13 protein-coding genes are annotated in these 19,137 nt (G+C 62.8%); 6 read left to right on the top strand and 7 right to left on the bottom strand.

Going from position 1 to position 19,137, the window contains the following annotated elements; genetic code table 11:
- Window position 1: 1 nt before the first annotated feature.
- From C8J98_RS09640 to C8J98_RS09625, 4 genes are all read right to left on the bottom strand, one after another.
- Complete coding sequence (locus C8J98_RS09640; protein WP_107912973.1) at window positions 2-3,160, bottom strand: CusA/CzcA family heavy metal efflux RND transporter; 3,159 nt, start codon at window positions 3,158-3,160, stop codon at window positions 2-4.
- Window positions 3,157-4,458 carry an efflux RND transporter periplasmic adaptor subunit gene (locus C8J98_RS09635; RefSeq protein ID WP_107912972.1) on the bottom strand — a complete coding sequence of 434 codons (1,302 nt, stop codon included), beginning with the start codon at window positions 4,456-4,458 and terminating at the stop codon, window positions 3,157-3,159. Before C8J98_RS09635 ends, C8J98_RS09640 begins: the two co-directional genes overlap by 4 nt.
- On the bottom strand, window positions 4,455-5,711 hold the full coding sequence (locus tag C8J98_RS09630; RefSeq protein ID WP_107912971.1) for a TolC family protein: 1,257 nt from the start codon (window positions 5,709-5,711) through the stop codon (window positions 4,455-4,457). Before C8J98_RS09630 ends, C8J98_RS09635 begins: the two co-directional genes overlap by 4 nt.
- A 67-nt stretch (window positions 5,712-5,778) precedes the next feature.
- On the bottom strand, window positions 5,779-6,192 hold the full coding sequence (locus C8J98_RS09625) for a hypothetical protein (RefSeq protein ID WP_146171614.1): 414 nt from the start codon (window positions 6,190-6,192) through the stop codon (window positions 5,779-5,781).
- Between the two features lie 441 nt (window positions 6,193-6,633).
- Between C8J98_RS09625 and C8J98_RS09620 the strand changes: the two genes are divergently transcribed.
- Genes C8J98_RS09620 through C8J98_RS21940 form a run of 3 tightly spaced genes read left to right on the top strand, consistent with a single transcriptional unit; the run spans window position 6,634 to window position 13,347 of the window.
- Window positions 6,634-11,862 (top strand): hypothetical protein, encoded by a 5,229-nt coding sequence (locus C8J98_RS09620; RefSeq protein WP_158272665.1) that lies wholly within the window; start codon window positions 6,634-6,636, stop codon window positions 11,860-11,862.
- A complete protein-coding gene (locus tag C8J98_RS09615) occupies window positions 11,852-12,772 on the top strand; it encodes an RHS repeat-associated core domain-containing protein (RefSeq protein ID WP_158272664.1) in 921 nt (306 codons plus the stop codon). Before C8J98_RS09620 ends, C8J98_RS09615 begins: the two co-directional genes overlap by 11 nt.
- Window positions 12,769-13,347: a hypothetical protein gene (locus tag C8J98_RS21940; RefSeq protein WP_146171613.1), complete on the top strand. Its 579-nt coding sequence runs from the start codon at window positions 12,769-12,771 to the stop codon at window positions 13,345-13,347. Before C8J98_RS09615 ends, C8J98_RS21940 begins: the two co-directional genes overlap by 4 nt.
- A gap of 453 nt (window positions 13,348-13,800) precedes the next feature.
- Here C8J98_RS21940 and arsC read toward each other — a convergent pair whose 3' ends face one another.
- Complete coding sequence (arsC, locus tag C8J98_RS09610) at window positions 13,801-14,199, bottom strand: arsenate reductase (glutaredoxin) (protein WP_107913067.1); 399 nt, start codon at window positions 14,197-14,199, stop codon at window positions 13,801-13,803.
- Window positions 14,200-14,201: 2 nt separating this feature from the next.
- Window positions 14,202-14,891, bottom strand: a complete 690-nt coding sequence (gene arsH, locus C8J98_RS09605; RefSeq protein ID WP_233260186.1) for an arsenical resistance protein ArsH — start codon at window positions 14,889-14,891, stop codon at window positions 14,202-14,204.
- Window positions 14,892-15,000: 109 nt separating this feature from the next.
- Between arsH and C8J98_RS09600 the strand changes: the two genes are divergently transcribed.
- Together C8J98_RS09600 and C8J98_RS09595 are read left to right on the top strand one after the other, a co-directional pair.
- Complete coding sequence (locus C8J98_RS09600; protein ID WP_107912966.1) at window positions 15,001-15,369, top strand: metalloregulator ArsR/SmtB family transcription factor; 369 nt, start codon at window positions 15,001-15,003, stop codon at window positions 15,367-15,369.
- A gap of 80 nt (window positions 15,370-15,449) precedes the next feature.
- Window positions 15,450-17,408, top strand: a complete 1,959-nt coding sequence (locus C8J98_RS09595) for a M61 family metallopeptidase (RefSeq protein WP_107912965.1) — start codon at window positions 15,450-15,452, stop codon at window positions 17,406-17,408.
- 87 nt (window positions 17,409-17,495) lie between these two features.
- Here the strand turns inward: C8J98_RS09595 and C8J98_RS22480 are convergent, their stop codons facing one another.
- Window positions 17,496-17,624 (bottom strand): hypothetical protein, encoded by a 129-nt coding sequence (locus tag C8J98_RS22480; RefSeq protein ID WP_255417733.1) that lies wholly within the window; start codon window positions 17,622-17,624, stop codon window positions 17,496-17,498.
- A 220-nt stretch (window positions 17,625-17,844) separates the two neighbouring features.
- Here C8J98_RS22480 and C8J98_RS09590 point away from each other — a divergent pair, with 220 nt between their 5' ends.
- Window positions 17,845-19,131 carry a retropepsin-like aspartic protease gene (locus C8J98_RS09590; protein ID WP_158272663.1) on the top strand — a complete coding sequence of 429 codons (1,287 nt, stop codon included), beginning with the start codon at window positions 17,845-17,847 and terminating at the stop codon, window positions 19,129-19,131.
- The last annotated feature ends 6 nt before the right edge of the window (window positions 19,132-19,137 follow it).

The raw sequence follows: 19,137 nt of genomic DNA, 5'->3' as shown, positions 1-19,137 counted from the left end.
CTTAGTGAGGGGAGGGGAGAACTCCAGCCCGCCGACGCAAGCGTCGACGCACCAGAAGGTGAAACGCAGCAGGAAGAACCAACATGGAAAGGAGCGGCGCGGTCAGCATTCCGCCGACCATCGGCGCCGCAATGCGTTGCATGACTTCGGAGCCGGCGCCGTGTCCCAGCAAGATCGGCAACAGGCCGGCAAGAATCACAGCCACCGTCATCGCCTTAGGCCGCACACGCTGCACGGCACCCTCGCGGATAGCCTCATCCAGCTCGGCCTCGCCGGCATCGGGATGCGCCGCCAACGTGCGATCCCAGGCATGCCGCAGATACAGCAGCATCACCACGCCGAATTCCGCGGCCACGCCACCTAGCGCGATAAACCCGATGATCGTCGCCACTGACACCGCATGGCCCATCGTCCAGATAAGCCACAGCCCACCGACCAGCGCGAGCGGCACACTAGCCATGATCACCAGCGCTTCGCTGACACGACGGAACACCGCGTAGATGAGCCCGAAGATAATCACCAGCGCAGCAGGCACGACCCAGACCAATCGCGACATCGCACGGGCGAGATACTCGAACTGACCCGACCAGGCGAGCGTCGTACCCGGGGGCAGCACCACTTGCGCGCCAACGGTACGTTGCAGGTCAGCAACTACCGACCCTAGATCACGCCCCGCGGTATCGATATACACATACGTCGCCAGCGACCCGTTCTCACTCTTGAGCATCGGCGGTCCGGCCACCACGGTGATGTCGGCCACTTGCGCCAACGTCACCTGCGCACCGCCGCTGGCGACCAACGGCAGCTGCCGCAACGCCGCCAACGAATCCCGATCCACCCGTGGATAGCGCACCACGATCGGATAGCGCTCACGCCCTTCGACGGTCTGCCCGATCGGATCACCGCCAACGACGGTAGCGATCGTGCCCTGCACCTGGGCCTGCGTGAGCCCGTAGCGCGCTGCATCGTCCCGGCGCACCCGCACATCCACATAGCGCCCACTCGCGCTGCGTTCTGCCACTGCGGAGGCCACGCCAGGCACCCCACGCGCCACCGCTTCGATCCGATCATCCACCTGCTGCAAGCTCGACGGATCGCTCCCCAGCACCTTGATCCCGATCGGACTCTTGATGCCGGTGGCCAGCATGTCGATGCGATTGCGGATGGGCGGCACGAAAAGGTTGGTCAGTCCGGGTACGTGCACGGCCTGGTTCAACTCATCCTTGAGCTTCGCTATGGTCATGCCGGGACGCCACTGGTCCTTCGGCTTGAAGGTGATCGTGGTCTCGAACATCTCCAGTGGCGCGGGATCGGTCGCGGTGTCGGCGCGGCCGGCCTTGCCGAAGACATGATCGACCTCCGGTACCGTCTTGATCATCCGGTCGGTCAGCTGCAGCAGTTGCGCTGCCTTCCCGGCGGACAAGCCCGGCAAGGCGGTGGGCATGTACAGCAGCGTGCCTTCGTCCATCGGCGGCATGAACTCGCTGCCGAGCCGACTCCACGGGAACAGCGCGCTCAGCAGTAGCAGTCCGGCCAGCGCGAGCGTCGTCTTCGGAAAGCGCAACACCGCATCGAGAATCGGCCGATACACGGCGATGAGCACGCGGTTGAGCGGGTTGTCACGCTCGGCGCGGATACGACCTCGCACGAGATAACCCATCAATACCGGCACGAGCGTCACGGCGAGCCCGGCCGCCGCAGCCATCGCATAAGTCTTGGTGAAGGCCAGCGGTTTGAACAGCCGACCTTCCTGCGCCTCCAACGCAAACACCGGCACGAACGACAGCGCGATGATGAGCAGGCTGACGAACAGCGCCGGCCCGACTTCGGCCGAGGCCTCGGCGATCAGCGTCCAGCGCTCGGCGGTGGAGGGTTCCGCGCCATCGTGTCGATCCCGCCAGTGTTCCAGGTGCTTGTGCGCGTTCTCGATCATCACCACGGCGGCGTCGACCATCGCGCCGATGGCAATGGCGATACCACCCAGCGACATGAGATTGGCCGACACGCCCTGCAAGTGCATCACCACGAAGGCAGCCAGCACGCCCAGCGGTAGGGTGATCACCGCGACCAGGGCGGAGCGCAGGTGGCCAAGAAACAGCACGCAGACCAGCGCGACCACGAGAAACTCTTCGATCAGCTTGCCGGTGAGGTTGTCCACGGCCGCGTCGATCAGCTCCGAGCGGTCGTACGTCGGCACGATCTGCACCCCGGCGGGCAGGCTGCGTTGCAGGGTTGCCAGTTTCGCCTTCACGGCGGCGATGGCGGCCTTGGCGTTCTTGCCCGAGCGCAGCACGATCACGCCTCCGGCTACCTCGCCCTGTCCGTCGAGCTCGGCGATACCGCGACGGAAAACCGGGCCGCGTTGCACGGTGGCTACCTCGCGCAGAAGCACGGGTGTGCCATCGGTGGAGGTGGTGATGGGCACCGTGGCGAAGTCCTCGGCGGTACGCAGGTAGCCTTCACTGCGGACCATGAACTCGGCTTCGCCTTGCTCGATCACGGAGCCGCCGTTGGCACCGTTGGCGGCACGTACCGCGTTGACGAGGCGATCGACGGTGATACCGCGTGCGGCGAGGGCGGCGGGATCCGGCACGATCTGCCACGCGCGCTCCATGCCGCCGACGCTGGCCACCTCGGCGACGTCCGGGATGGTCTTCAGCTGGTAGCGCAGGAACCAGTCCTGCAGGCTGCGTAGTTGCCCGAGGTCGTGCTGGCCGGTGCGGTCCACCAGCGCGTACTCGTAGATCCAGCCAAGGCCCGTCGCATCCGGACCAAGTGCGGGCGAGACACCGGTGGGCAAGCGGTCGCGGACCTGGCTCAGGTACTCGAGCACACGTGAGCGCGCCCAGTACAGATCGGTCTGCTCGTCGAACAACACGGTGACGTAGGAGTCGCCGAAGAAGGAATAGCCGCGCACGCTGGTCGCGCCCGGCACCGAGAGCATGGTGGTGACGAGCGGGTAGGTGACCTGGTCCTCGACGATCTGCGGCGACTGACCGGCCCAGCTGGTGCGGATGATCACCTGGGTGTCGGAGAGGTCGGGCAGGGCGTCGATGGGTGTGCGCGCTGCGGAGTAGATGCCGGCTGCGGCAAGGACCAGGGCAGCCAGCAGCACCCAGCCTCGGTGGGCGATGGACGCACGGATCACTCGCCCGATCATGGGTGCTGCTCCATCGACATGCCGGGCATGGCCGTGGTGCTCGGTTCTGCTGGCACTGAAGTGGCGGGCGACGGAGGGTTGGATTCGTTAAGCCGATCGAGCGCGCCTGAGAGATTGGCTTCCGAGTCGATCAGGAACTGGCCGGAGACGACGATGCGTTGGCCAACCTCCAGTCCGCTGTGGATCTCCGTCATGCCGCCGCTGCTACGGCCCGGCGTCACCGTCGCCGCACGGAAATGACCCTCACCCTCGGCCACGATGACGCGTGCATTCTCGCCATCAGCGATCAAGGCCTCATCAGGCACGACGATGACTTCAGCCGCCGAGGCGGGACTCAGCGCGACATGCGCAAACATGCCCGGCGCGAGCGCGCCATCGGGATTGCCCAGCACGATCCGTGCACGCTGCGTGCGTGTGGCGTTGTCGATGTCCGGCAGCAAGGTCTCGACCTGGCCGTTAAACACGCGGCCCGGCCACGCATCGACACGCACGGTGACCGGCGTACCTGGACGAATCGCCGACGTTTGTCCCTGTGGCACGGCAGCTTCGACCCAGACCGAGCTCAGGCCGTTGATCGTCATCAGCGTCTGCCCGGCATTTACGCGCTGGCCCTCGCGGACGTCGAGCGTGGTGACGGTGCCGGTGATCGGAGCGCTTACACGAATCGCTGCGCCATCGCCACGAGAGATCACGCCGTCCGCCGCGGACAGGCCGAGCACCTGCAAGCGTGCTTGCGACGCCTCGCGCAACGACTGTGCGTCAGGCGATTGCACGTGACGCAGCGCTTCGGCTTCGGCCAGTGCACTGCGCCACTGTGGCGCGAGAAGCGCGAGTAAGGGCGCACCCTTCGTCACCGCTGTGTACGGTGCGCGCACATCCAGCCGTTGGACAATGCCGTCGACACGCGCACTCACCGTGACCGCCTGACGGATGTCCCACGTCACGTTGCCGGGCACGTCCACCGCCGACGCCAGGCTGCGTCGCTCGACGAGGGCCGTGCGCAGTCCCAGGTTCTGCACCGTTGCCGCGTCGATGCGGACGCCGCCCGATGGTGTGCCCGCGTCGTCGACCTTGGGCACCATCTCCATGCCCATGGGCGACAAGCCGGGATGGTCGAAGTGCTGCTGGGGGACCATGGGGTCGTACCAGTAGCGGACGGGCTTGGTTGGGGTCTTCGTGGTGGCGTGCATCGGAGCGGTTTCGGGTGGTGTCGCGTTGTGGCGACCGACGAGATAGGCAGCGATCGCGAGCACGGCGACGAGCACCGCGCCGAGGGTCATACGGGCAGGGCGGTTCATCGGTCAGCTCCGGCGGGAATGAGGTAAGCCAGGGCCGCCCACGCGCGGCCGTACTCGGCTTGCATGCGTGCGTAGTCGGCGTGGTGGGCGAGTTCGTCGCGGCGAGCGCTGAGTAGCGGTGCGATGTCGCCACCGCCGCGGTAGGCGGCCAGGGCCAGCGCGACACGATCGCGGGCGAGTGGCAGGAGCACGTCGCGGTGGCGTCGCACTTGCGCACCCCACGCTTCCCATTGCGACCAGGCGCGCTGGATGGCTTCGATCTGCGCGCGTCTCGCATCCGCGTGTTCGAAGCGCACCGCATCCAGATCTGCCGCGCGCGCGGCGATGCCGCGGTCCTGTCGGTTACGTGTAAACAGCGGCAGGCTGACGCCCACCTGCAAGGAGACCATGTCGGACAGGCCACGAACACGCGAGCCGTAGCTCACGCCGAGATTCCAGGCGGGGCGTTTGTCGGCTTGCGCGGCGGTGAGTGCCGCGGCCGCGGCATCCTCGCGTGCGGGCCACGCCAGTAAGGCACCTTGCGCGTCGACACGAGCGAGCAGGCTCGACTCATCGAACGGGAGCACGGTGAAGTCCGGCGGATCGGCCAGCGGCGCATCGTTCGCCGTGTCGACCCAGCGAGAAAGACTCACCCGCGCCTGCGCTTCCTGCGCTGTCGCCTCGTCGAGACGGTTGTCCAGATCCAGCGCTTCCATCCGCGCGGCAAGGACATCCGCCGCGCTACCGGATGCGCCGCGTAGCCGCGCTGTCGCAGCGTCGATGTCCTGGTTCCAGGCGGAGCGCAGGGCGCGGAGCATGGCGATTTCTTGCTGCGTACCCCACGCGGTGACCCACGCATCGGCGGCGGTTTGCCGGATGGAGGTGGAGGTCGCCACCTCGGTGGCACCCGCCTCCACGGCCTGCGCCTGGCCCATGGCGCGCTCGGCCTGGCGCTTGGCGTGTGAGGGCAACGCCTGGCTGATGCCGACCGTACGCATGGTCATGTCGTCGCCGCCGGCGGTGAATGCCCCGGGCCCTTGCGTGGCCAGGTTGTCGATGCCGAAGGTGAGTTGCGGGTCGGGCAGGGCGCCGGCCCGGGCCGCCTCCTGACGGGCGGACTCCGCCTGCGCGCGGCGCGCTTCGAGCAGCGGCGCCTGTGCCACGGCCTGGTCGGCGGCGGCTTGAAGGGTGAGCACGGGCGGCGGCGCGGCGACTGCCGCGACGGGAACTAGCGCAAGAACGAGAGCGGCCACGAGCCGCTTGGACGAAACCATGGTGATCTCCGATCGCAGACACACACGGCCGTGCGCACACGGCCGACGAGGGACGTGCGATCGGGGTCTAGATCAGGAGAGTGCAGAACCGCAGCGAGGGCGGTGGGTCCGGGCGAAGCAGCGACGCGTCCGGTAAGGTCACGCGTTCCGGACGATCGGTCATCGTGACGCTGAGGGCGGGCCAGTCGGCGGGCAGAAACAACGGCGGCAGCGTGGGTACGCGGGCGTCGGGCATGGCCGAGGCGTGGTCGGCGCAGTGTTCCGTGCAACGCGGGTCGGCGACGTGCGCCGACGGGCCATGGCTCGTTGGCGCACTCATTGCCATATCTGCACACGCGCCAGTCATCGCCATCGCGGTCGGCTGCGTCGGCAAGGTGCACACGTAGGCGGCCATCGCCAGCTGCTGGAATAGCAGGCAGAACATCACCAGCCCGATGGAGAGGGCTCGACGGCGACGGCTTAGGCGGAAGCGGGGGCGCATAGGCGGGACATTCTAGCCGAGCTGGAGTGGGGTCTGGTCAAGCGAAGGCGGGTAACGTAGGCCTACTACGCCACGGCGTGTAGGTGTCCACCTACAACGGAAGTTTGAGTCCCCGCGTCTGCCAGCGCTTACGGCAGTACATCGAAGAATGATGCGCCCTTTCCGCATAAAGCTGCGAATCGCTTTCACGCGATTCTAATTAACTGCCGTGGATTCTAGCGCCGCCGCGCTCAAGTCACGCGGCCAGGGGCGGGCGGAGCGACGCGAAGGCGTTGCCGTCCGGACAATCGGCGAGGCAGGGGACTACGGATGTCGGTGATCGATTTGCGTTGGGGGCGAGCGCGGCTTGCGCTTGCGTTGCTGGTTGTTCTTGGTGTTACCCCAAGCCACGCTCAGTCGGCGGCGGTCACCCCAGAGACCGAGTTTCAGAAGCGTATTAAGGTGTCCGAAGACATCAACCCCGTCGGTGAGCACCCGTTCGGCGAGAACATCAGCCTGTACAACGGCGGGCTCTCGTTCGAGGAAAACGACATCAAGCTCTCGGGTCAGGGCCCGGATATCGACCTGACGCGCTCCTTCCATCCGGCGGACACGCCGCCCGATTCGGTCTATTACGACTTCATCGACAATGCCTTCGTCGATTGGTCGCTGGAGACCCCACGTATCGAGACATTGTCGGCGGCGAGCAGCACGGCTAACGAAGACCCCGCTCCCGATGCGCCATGGTTTTTCATCACCGACGCGCAACGTTGCAGCGAGTCCGGTGGCCCGCCAGACGAGTTCGTCACGTTCAAGGGCACGGTGATCACCTATCCCGCAGATGATTGGTGGCACGGCTATCAGCTGATCGTTCCGGGGCAAGGAAGCCAGGATCTCCTCGCGAGGGATGCAGGCAACGGCCAGGTACCTACGATGACGGATGCCAGTGGCAACGCCATCAATTTCCCATTGCTCAGCAAGTCGCGCTGGGCCGTGGGTTGCACGGCGGCGACGACGAACGGACAACCAGGCGAGGGTTTCATTGCTGTCTCGCCAGATGGCACGAAGTACTACATGGACGTGTTGCAGTACAAGAAGACCGACGGCATCGCCGAGGGCGGTGGTGGCGCCTTGCACCGGCGCGTAGCCACGATGGTGGCCTCTCGCGTGGTCGATCGCTTTGGCAATTCGGTCAGCTACACGTACGACGCCAACGGCAATCTCACCGAGGTCGACGGTAGCGACGGCCGTCAGGTCACATTGACATACGAGTCCTGGCAGAACCCGTTCAAGAATACCGGTGGTGTCTACTACGACCCGCCGGGATATCGTGTGCATAGCATCACCGTGCAGCCGACGAGTGCGGCTGCACGGACGTGGACATACACCTATGACACGGTCACCGATCCTGTCATTCCCCGGTTGAGTAGCGTCACACTCCCCGACGGCAGTTCGTGGCAGTTCCACCTCGCGGGATTTGCACCATTGCCTGGCGATGGCTCGCTCATCAGCAACGCAGGGTGTGATTACACGTTGAGGCCGCAGGATGCCGTGACCTCGTCCGGCACGATCACGCAGCCTTCGGGTGTCACAGGCACCTTCACGCTTCAGAGCACCATCCGGGGGCGGTCGAACGTGCCCAAGGTCTGCCTGAATGCGAACATCTCGCCTCAGTTGCGCTTTCCTGCTGCGTACAAGTCGAACTCGCTCATCCAGCGGACCCTGAGCGGCGCCGGCATCGGCACGCAGACGTGGACGTACAGCTACTCGTCGCCGAATGATAGCTGGTCGCCGTGCACGGGGTGCGCCACGACCGTGTCGACCGAGATGGTCGATCCGTCCAACCGCACCACGCGCTACACGTTCAGCAATCAATTCGACGCGTCGGAAAGCCTGCTGCTGGAAACCGACTTCTACACGGCTGGCGATACGTCGGCATTGGTCCGATCTGAAGCGAGTTTGTACAGTCTGCCGCCTGCAGATGGGACGTGGAACTATCCTTGGCCGCAGATGTTGGGTCGCTCGGCGGTCCTGGCCATCAACTCGGATCAGATGGGTCAACTGACGCCGGTCAACACCAAGACGACGGTGGAAGAGGGCGACACCTATGTCTGGGCGGCACAGGCGTTCGACGCCTTCGCCAATCCCACGCAGATCACGCGCTCTAACTCGATCGCGGGCCAGACGCCGATGGTCGAGACGACAACCTATCTCGACGATCCAGCCTTCTGGGTGCTTGGCCTTCCCTTGGTGGTGACTAACATCTCGCCGACACTTCCCGCCCCGGAGACCGAATCCGTCAACACGTATGCGGGAGCCGACCAGCTGCAGAGCCGCTCACGCTTCGGTCAGCCGCTGATGAGTTACACCTACGACGCTGCGGGGCAACTCGCGACGTTCACTGATCCGCTGAACCACACCACCTCCTTGAGTGCCTACCAGCGAGGATTGCCCACGACGGTGACTCATCCGGACCAGACGACCGAGCACATCGGTGTGAACGAGTTCGGCGAAGTGGCATCGGTGACGGACCAGAATGGGAACGCTACCTCGTACACCTACGATTCAGTCGGGCGGCTGGGGCAGATCAGCTACCCCGCAGGCGATTCGGTGGCATGGGCGCCAAAAACTTTCGCCTATGCGTATGTGTCGGGTGCCGAGGCGGGCGTAGATGCCAACCACTGGCGCCGTACCATCACCCAGGGCGACAAAACGCAACTCACCTATTTCGACTCCCTGCTGCGTCCCCTGGTCAGCCAGCGGTATCGCAGCAGTGATGGCGGCCTGCCGACGACCACGGTGACCGTCCACGACTGGAAGGGCAACGTTACGTTTCAGTCTTACGCGGTCGACGGCTTGCAGCCCTACGGTGCGGTAACCACCGGCATCACCACGAACTACGATGAGCTATCGCGCCCGATTCAGGCCATTCAGCCGTCTGAAGACGGGACGGCCCTCACCACCACGACCAGTTACCTGTCGGGTGCGCGAAAGTCGGTGACGGACCCGAAGAACAACACGACAACCACCTCGTACCAGGTGTTCGACGAGCCCGAGCTTAAGAACGCAGTCCTGGTGCAGGCGCCCGAAGGCGTCTCGCAAACGATTGCCCGTGACCTGTATGGCAACCCGACCAGCATCGCCCAGGGCGGGCTCACCAAGACGTTGGTCTATGACCCCTTCAAACGCGTCTGCCGCTCGTACGAGCCGGAGACGAAGAGCACGGTGACCAGCTACGACGCTGCCAACAACGTCGCCTGGAGTGCGAAGGGCCAGGACGTCACTGAAGATGGCTGCGGTTACGACCAGGCGCTGGCGGCCGACATAGTGACGCGCACCTACGATATGGTGAATCGCCTCACCAGCGTGACCTATGGGGATGGCGTCACACCCGAGGCTGACTTCAGCTACACGCCGACGGGAAAGCCCTTGACCGAGTCGTCGGGCCCGGACCCGGCGAAGGTTCAATGGCTGTTTACCTACAACAAACGCGACCTGTCGACTGGACAAAGTCTGTCGGTGGACGGGTACATCTGGCCGGTGGGCGTGGGCTATGACATCAATGGTGTTGTGGCTGCGGTGACCTATCCCGACGGCAAGGCCGTACCGCTGAGTCCGGATGCCTTGGGTCGGCCGACGCAGGCGGGCAACTATGCGACATCGGCTTCGTATTTTCCCGACGACCAACTGCTGCACTTCACACTGGGCAACGGTGCCGATTACCTGGCCGAGCGTAACGCACGCAACCTGCTGCAGGACTTCTCGTATTCCCAGGGAAGCAACCTCACCCTCAGCGAAGGCTTCAAGTACGACGCGGATGCCAACATCGCAGAGCTCGATGACCTGATCGCGGGCGGGCAGCGCACACGTACCTTCGGGTACGACGGACTGAACCGGCTGACGACAGCCGCCAGCGGTCTTTGGGGCGCGGACACTTATAACTACGACCCGCTCAACAACCTCGTCAGCGTCGCCTCCGGGGGGCAGACGAATACTTATACCTATGACGCCACCAACAAACTCACGAGCATAGGAGGGGGCGGTGTCTCTCGCGCTTTCGTGTACGACACACACGGCAACGTCACCACGAATGGGCCCGAACACTACACGTTCGACAAAGCCGATCGTATGACGGCGATCAATGCCAGCACGGACACCTATGTCTACGACGCCGAAGGTCGTCGCGTAAAGGCCGTCGTTAGTGGCGTCACCACCTACTCGCTGTACACCCACGACGGCGAGTTGCTCTGGCAATTTGATCCGGTCGCGAACAGCGGCACGGACTACATCTACCTCGGCAAGAAGCTGGTTGCTCGCACGAATAACGTACTGGTGCCTGTCGCACCCGCGCTGACCGCGCCGGCCACAGCCGTGGCCAAGACCGCCTACACGGTTTCCTGGACGGCTACGCCGGCAACCACCGGCTACGAGCTTCAGGAAGAGCCAGACGGGAGCGCATGGACAACGATTACCACGGGGACGGCCTTGAATAAGGCCATCACACAGACCGCGGCCGCGACCTATCACTATCAGGTTCACGCCTGTAACGCCGGGGGATGCGGCGCATGGAGCGCGATAGCGACGACCGTGGTCGCGCCGCCGCCTTCCGCGCCGGTGGCACCGGCATCGGTCAGCGCATCGGTCGCCGGCAACCTGGCGTCGATCACGGTGACATGGTCGAGCCCGCCCACCGCAACGTCGTATGACCTCCAGCAGCAGCTCAACTCGGGGACCTGGACGGCGGTGTATTCGGGGACGGCGACAACTGCTTCCGTTGCGAACCCCGGGGACGGTAGCTACGTGTATCAGGTCCATGCCTGCAACGCCGTCGGCTGCAGCGTATGGGTTGCCAGCGCGGCCGTGCATGTGGCGCACGTTCCACCGGCGCCTGCCTCCATCAGTGTGCCGGCGACGAGTACCGGCGTGCTGGGGATCAGCTGGTCGGCGGCCACCTATGCGACGAGCTACTCGCTCGAGCAGAGTACCAACAACGTCAACTATGCCGCCGTCTATAACGGTGCGGCGACCAGCGCGAGCATCGGTGTGGGTGCAACCGGCGTTTATTACTACCGAGCAAGGGCTTGCGACGCCAACGGATGCGGACCTTACAGCCCGGTGGCGGCTTCGACCGTGACCATCCCGCCGTCGCAGGCGCCGAACATCGCCGCGCCTGCGACGAGTTCGAATGGCTGCTATACCGTCAATTGGGGCGGTTTCGCCGGAATGACCTCCTATGTGATGCAGGAGAACACCAATGGAGCCGGCTGGGTGACTATCGCCAACAATGGCTCCGGCGCGCTACCCATCTGCGGAAAGGGGAACGGCACCTATTACTACCGCGTGCAGGGATGTAACGCGGGCGGATGCGGCCCATTCAGTGCGACGGTGGCCGTGACCGTGGCGTTGCTTCCAGCGCCTCCGGCGAACCTGACCGCCCTCACGGCACGCGCGCCCGGGAAGATGGAAGCCATCGCGAAGTGGGATGCCTCGGCAGGTGCGACGAGCTATCAGCTAACCGCGACGTGGGTTGGGGGCGGAGGAGGTCTTGTCTACAACGGTCCCAATCTGACCGCGTTGGTATTTCCGCAGGGCGTGAACACCCAGGTCTCGTTCTACGTGAAGGCATGCAACGCGAACGGGTGCTCGGCGAACAGCAATGGAGCAGTGACGGATGTCGACAATGGCCCTTGATATGACGAGCATTGCCAGCCGCGTCCGTCGCTGGTTCGTATCCAGCTTGTTGCTTGGGCTGACTCTGCTGACGCCGCTAGCGCAGGCGGCTGAGACGGTCACCTACTACTACACGAACCAGCAGGGGACGCCGTTGGCGACGGCGGATGCGGCCGGCAACGTCCTGTCGACATCTGATTACAGGCCGTACGGCGGTCAGGTGTTGGGATCGCCGCAGACGGGGCCGGGGTACACTGGGCATGTCAACGATCCGGATTCGGGTCTGGTGTACATGCAGGCGCGCTACTACGATCCCAGTACAGGACGCTTCCTTAGTGTCGATCCGGTCGGGCCAAATGCTGGCAATCGCTACAACTTCAATCGGTACGCGTATGCCAACAACAACCCGATCGTCAATATTGATCCCGATGGGAGAAGCGTAAGTTGTGACGCAAACTCATGCACAATTGAGTATCACTCAGTTATTGAGGGCGCGGTAGATTACACGTACGTGGGTGGCGTTATTCTAGTTCGGCTTCTGCAGAATGCCACTGGTGACTCTCATGCACAGCAATCGCAAGATCACGCACCGGGTTCCGATGGACATGCCCCAGTAGCACCATCGCTTCCGAAAGGGCTCGTAGGTGATGATCCTCGTGCAACAGGTAAAAATGGAGGTGAGGCGATAGGAACGTCACTGCCTTCTGACAAATTTGCAGATACAGTCAAAAAACTCACCGGCGGTGCGACCAGCACGCCTGATAGTAAGGGTAGAAGCACTTCGCCCAATGGAGTATCAGTGCGAACCGGGGGGAAAAGTGGTCCAAGAATTGATGTTCCTGCTAATGGAACAAAGCCACCTGAAGTAATTCATTTTCCCGACGATACTCCGATTCCTGATCATCTTAAGCCCACGCCACCAACATCATGAAGATATGGAAAAACTTTTTGCCGACTGAACAGGAAATTAGACAAATTTCTGTCATTAGCCCTGGGGCCTACTTTTTTGACGGTCAAAGCGATCCGAGGTCATCAGTCATATATTTTCCTCAAGAAAACGGAACGTGGCTATCCATAAGCTGGGATTACTTTGACGTCGAATTTAAATTCGAAATATACGGAATTTCTGTAGAGCATTTGGAACGTAGCAGGGCTTTCCTGGTTGAGGCTGGAATTATTCCAGATTTTTCTGAACTAAAGTTTCTTATAAGAACTGAATGGATACGCCCTACCGAGATCGGTGAGGTACCGGACGGTTTTGAACAAATCATTGAGGAAAATGGTCCGCTATCAAAAATCCCGGGTACTGCAACGTCCATAGCAACCAGCCTTTATGGCGTCACCTTTAACGGGGGCAGCGAAGGCGCAGCTATGATGATTGCAATAGATGACGCTGCGAGCTACACCTTAAAATCAAGCACTGATCCCGTAGAAATAAATGCAATGGAAGAGAGCTGCGACTTACTGACCTTGCCCGAAATACTAGATTGGAATCCACCAAAATAACGAGCAGGACAGTCGCGGCGGTGGGTTGTCAACAACGGTCCCAACCCCACCGCCTTGGTATTCCCGCAGTGTATGAACAACGCCGGCTCGTCACCTGGTCAGTGGAGCACCACGGATGGAGCGAGCGCCGGGCTCGTGAGGCACTGGACTTCCCTCTTGCGCCGCAAATGGACGGGGCGGGTTTGGAGATTATCTACTGGGACAGCTGTGCGGTGTTCCTCATCGGTCTGCAAGATCATCATGTTGATCGTGTATCGAGTGATCGTGCTTACCACCGCTACAAGATCCGTGATGTCCACCCTGCGGACGTGCTGTATGTCCGCACGGCTATAAGTTCTTGATAGAAAGCTTGTTAACGACGATGCGTGACCGAAGAATTCAATCTATCTAAGCCTCATCAAGGCGACAGACCTGACATCTTGGAATCAGAGAGCCTGGGTATAGGCCAGGCTGTCAGTCGCCGACAATCTCGCCATCTTCCTTGGCAAACGGCCCAGGCAACGACGGAATGACCTCCAGCACTTTCTCGGACGGACGGCACAGGCGTGTGCCTCGCTCCGTAACGACGAACGGCCGCTCGATGAGGATCGGATTCGCAAGCATGGCGTCGATGATTGCCTCGTCGCTGACCGACGGGTCGCGCAACCCCAACTCGCCGAACAGCGGTTCCTTCTGACGCGCCGCCTCACGTGGCGTCAGGCCCGCGTCGACCATCAGGCGGAGCAGCGTCACCCGGTCCGGCGGCGTCGTCAGGTACTCGATCACGGTCGGTTCGATGCCGGCGTGGCGGAGGATCGCCAGCGTGTTGCGCGAGGTGCCGCACCGGGGGTTGTGATAGATCGTTGCGTTCATCGTCATGACGTAGGCTCCACTACGGCTGCCGCGGCAGCCAGTGCACGGGCTTCAGCGGCGCCTTTGCGCTCGCTGTAGCGGTCAACCAGATAATCGCTGCGACCACGGACCAGAAGGGTGAACTTCATCAGTTCCTCCATGACGTCGACCACGCGATCGTAGAACGGCGAGGGCTTCATGTGGCCGGCGGCGTCGAATTCGTTCCAGGCTTTCGCTACCGAGGACTGGTTAGGGATGGTCACCATGCGCATCCAGCGGCCGAGAACCCGCAACGCGTTGACCACGTTGAACGATTGCGAGCCACCCGATACCTGCATGACGGCCAGGGTCCTTCCCTGGGTGGGGCGCACGCTGCCGTCTTCCAGAGGCAGCCAGTCGATCTGGTTCTTGAATACGCCGGTGATGGTGCCGTGCCGCTCGGGGCTGATCCATACCTGGCCTTCCGACCACAACGAAAGCGCACGAAGTTCCTGCACCTTCGGGTGGCTGGCCGGCACGCTGTCGAGCATGGGAAGTTCGGCGGGATCGAACACGCGTGTCTCCGCGCCCAGGTGCTGGAGAACGCGCTCGGCCTCGTAGGCGAGCTTGCGACTGAAAGACTGCGGGCGCAGCGAGCCATACAGGATCAGGATGCGCGGAGCATGGCCACCGTCGCCCTGGACGGTGAGGCGTTCCCACTCGGGCAGCGGCAGGTTGCCGGTCAGGTGGGGAAGATCGACTGACGCCACGATGCTCTCCGGGGTTGCTTGATGCTGACGATTCTATCATTCTAGAGATATCGAAACAAACGATGTGCCCGCCATGCAAACCGCCGACGCCATCAAGGTGCTTTCCGCGCTCGCCCAGGAGTCTCGCCTGGGGATCTTCCGCTTGCTTATCGAGCAGGGCCCGGAAGGCTTGCCGGTGGGTGTGATCGGTGAGCGTCTGGGCTTGCCCAGCGCCACGCTCTCGTTTCATCTGAAAGAGCTGTTGCACGCGGGCCTGGTGACGAGTCGCCAGAGCGGTCGCTTCATTTACTACGCGCCGGTGATCGCCGCGGTGAATGGTCTGGTTGGTTATCTCACCGAGAACTGCTGCGCGGGCAGTGGCGATAGCTGCGCGCCAGTGGCGAAGCGCACGACGGCGGCCAGGCCGCGGGTCAAGCACCATGTGGTCAAGACACTCGGGTGAGGACATGGCGTCTGGGGCTATGATTCGCGGCGGACGCCTGGTCCGTATGCGCCCCCACTCATTCATTCGCCGAGTCCTTCATGCACCCAGTCTCTCTTGCCGGTTTGCCGGCCGCGACGCGTCGTAAGTTTTCGCGCCTCTCCCTGGCCCTTGCCGTGGCCCTCGCTTCCGGCGCCGCTGCCGCGCAACAGTTGCCTACCGACCAGGTGCCGCCGCCACAGGACACTCCCTACGTCGGACCGGTGACGCTCCAGGTCAATGCCAACGATACGGTGCAAGGCATCTTCCGCGTCCATGAATCCATTCCGGTGAAGGCGGGCGCACTGACGCTGCTGTATCCGCAGTGGATCCCCGGCGACCACTCGCCGACCGGCCCGATCGCGATGCTCGCCGGCCTCAAGCTCAGCGCCAACGGCAAGCCGCTCGCGTGGAAGCGCGATGAGTACAACGTCTACGCGTTCCATGTGGACGTGCCGGCGAACGTCTCCTCGATCGATGCGGACTTCCAGTACCTGTCGGAGCGCGCCGATGACGCGGACTTCGAGATCACCGACCGCATGATGTCCATGGAATGGAGCAAGGTGGCGCTGTATCCGGCGGGTTACTACACGCGCGGCATCACCTTCGCACCCAGCGTGACGCTGCCGCATGGCTGGCAGCTCGGCACCGCCCTGGAAACGGCTTCGAAGTCCGGCGACACCACCACCTTCAAGCCGGTGACCTTCGACAACCTGGTCGATTCGCCGGTGTACGCGGGCCAGTACTTCAAGCGCGTCGAGCTCAACCCGGGCGACAAGGCGCCGGTGTACCTGGATGTGGTCGCCGATGAGGCGAAGTACCTGGAGATGACGCCCGAGCAGGTGACGGTGCATCGCAACCTGGTGACGCAGGCGACGAAGCTGTTCGGCTCGCACCATTACGATCACTACGACTTCCTGTTCTCGCTATCAGACCAGTTGGCTGGCAACGGCACGGAGCACCACCAGTCCAGCGAAGACGGCCTGGGCGCCGATTACTTCACTGCCTGGAAAGAGAATGCATCCGAGCGCGACCTGCTGGCTCACGAGTACACGCATTCGTGGAACGGCAAGTTCCGTCGTCCGGCGGACCTGTGGACGCCTAACTTCAATGTGACGATGGGCGATTCGCTGTTGTGGGTTTACGAAGGCCAGACCCAGTACTGGGGCTTCGTACTCACCGCGCGCGCCGGCATGTGGTCGCCGCAGGAGTTCCGCGACGGGCTGGCCATGGTCGCGGCTAACTACGAGCGCAATCGCGAAGGCTTCCAGTGGCGCACGCTCGAAGACACCACCAACGACCCGACCGTCGCCCGTCGTTCACCGCTGCCGTATCGCAGCTGGCAGATGAGCGAGGACTACTACAGCGGTGGCCAGTTGATGTGGCTGTCTGTCGACGCCAAGCTGCGCAGCCTGACGCACGACAAGAGCTCGCTCGATGATTTCGCGCACGCGTTCTTCGGTGTCGACAACGGTAGCTATGTGCCGAAGACCTATACGTTCGACGACGTGGTGGCCGCCTTGAATGGCGTGGCCAAGTACGACTGGGCGAGCTTCCTGAAAGCGCACGTCGCTTCCGTCAATCCACCTCTGCAGGACGGCCTTGCGGCCACCGGCTGGAAGCTGGTCTATGACGATAAGGAGAGCGAGTACGAGAAGGCGTACGACGGCCGGCCTGAATCCTCCCGGCACCTGTTGAACTTCACTTTCTCGATCGGCCTGACGCTGACCAGCAGCGGCAAGGTGAACGACGTGCGCTGGGATGGCCCTGCGTTCAAGGCCGGCGTCAGCACCGGCGCCACCATCGTCGCGGTGAACGGGGCGGCCTATTCGAAGGACGCGCTGAACGACGCGATTACCGCGGCCAAAGGCAATAAGACGCCGATCGAGCTGACGGTGAAGTACCAGGGGCGGTTCCGTACGGTTCCCGTGGAGTATCACGGTGGTCCGCAGTATCCGCATCTGGTGCGGATCGAGGGGACGCCCGATTACTTGAGCGAGATCATCGCTGCGCACAAGTAAGTTCTCAGCCATCCGTGTTGAACCAAAGACGCCGCCGCATCTCTCGATGCGGCGGCGTCTTCACTGAAGCCGCGCTCCAGATTAATATCAAGCGGTTTCCTCTTCCTCCCCGATCAGCTCGCGTTTCTTAGTCCTGCCCGCCTTGAACTGAGCGATGGACCTGGCGAGGTGATCGCGGTTTGCCTTGTTGCTGAGCAGGTGAATGGTGTCTGCCATCGGTGGCTGGATCTGGTCTTTGGTGCGGCGTTGGCGGCGTTGTTCTTGCAGACCGGGTTGTCGGTTGTTCGTGCGGCGTTGCCGTTGGTGCAACGCCCCATCGCGGGTTCATAGATTCGAATAAGCAATGCGCGCCTGTCATATCTGAGTCATGAAGCCGCCTTGCAAAGGGTATGAGACTTACCTCAGTATCTTGCACAACCTCGAAGGGAGTCTCGTCGTGCTTAAACGGAAGTTGCTTGCCCTGGCGATACCCCTGTGTGCGGCGTTCGCCGCATCCGCATCCGCATCCGCATCCGCATCCGCCGATGATGCGCATGGTGCAACAGGGCGCGACGCGCTCATCGCCTCCATCAATCACGCCATCGTCGTTGCCGATATCGACGGGCTGACCTCGCGATACCACAGCAAGGACGCGGTCGAGCACGCCCTGGCCGCCATGGCGATTGAACGTGTCCACGGCAATTTCGAGCAGTCGAGCACCATTGCCGGAACCTGCGAGTCGAGCCTGAAGGCTAGCGAGCCCTTCGTCGCGTACTACTGCGCGCGCTTCGCTTCGGCCAACCTTCGCTTGATGGGAGAGCGCCAAAAAGCCGCGATCGAGGAAGAGAGCATCGCCGAGCGCTACAAGGGCGTGCTGCCGCCCGAGAAGCTCAACAACCCGGATCTGACGCAGGCGCCGCTGTATAAGACGCTGCCTCCGTTGAAGGTGAGCGTACCGGCCGGTGTTACAAGCATTCCGCTGAAGCGGAACCCGAAGCGCTCGAGCCTGGTCGAGGTGACGGTCAACGGCACATCCTTGCAACTCGTGATGGACACGGGCGGGTACTCCATCCTTGGCGAAGCGACGGCCAGGAGGCTTGGCGTCAAGGTGCTTCTCGAGAAAGACGGCAGCGTACACGGCGCACTCGGTGGCGCGTCCGTCAAGAAGCTGGGCCTTATCGAGAAGTTGAAGCTCGGGAACGTGGAGTTCGAGAATCTTCCCGTCTCCATCATTGACGAAGAGCGCAACATTCTCGGCATGGATGCTCTGCAGCGACTGGGTGCCTTTGAAGTCCAGAAGGATGCCGTGCTCATTTACGGCGAAGGCGCTTCGAAACCCGCCTGCGAAACACCGCTGCTCCTGGGCACGACGTTCTGGGGCTCTCCGCCGAAGGTGCTCGAGCAAGTGCGCGTGGATGGTGTCTCGCAGAATGTTATGTTCGACACAGGCACGACTTTCTATCTCACCTCGAACCAGCCGAGCACGCAGGGACCCTTGCAGCGCGGCGGCCAGCTAAAGCTTCGCGATGCCACCCACGGCAGCCAGGCGGTGCGATTCTCGCGTGTGAATTCCGACGTCGAAATGGCCGGCAAGAACTATCAGGTGACCTATGCCTCTCTCGAGGATGTGAAGATCCCTTATAAGTTCATCCTCGGCGAAGGTTCGCTTATCGATGTGTATCTTTTTGTCGACTTCACGCGGCGGGTGAGTTGTTTGCTGCCGCGGTTTCCGGAGAAGGGATAACGCGCT

This window comes from Luteibacter sp. OK325 (assembly GCF_003050935.1).
Taxonomy (GTDB): Bacteria; Pseudomonadota; Gammaproteobacteria; order Xanthomonadales; family Rhodanobacteraceae; genus Luteibacter.
This window is presented reverse-complemented; position numbering and strand designations above follow the sequence as displayed.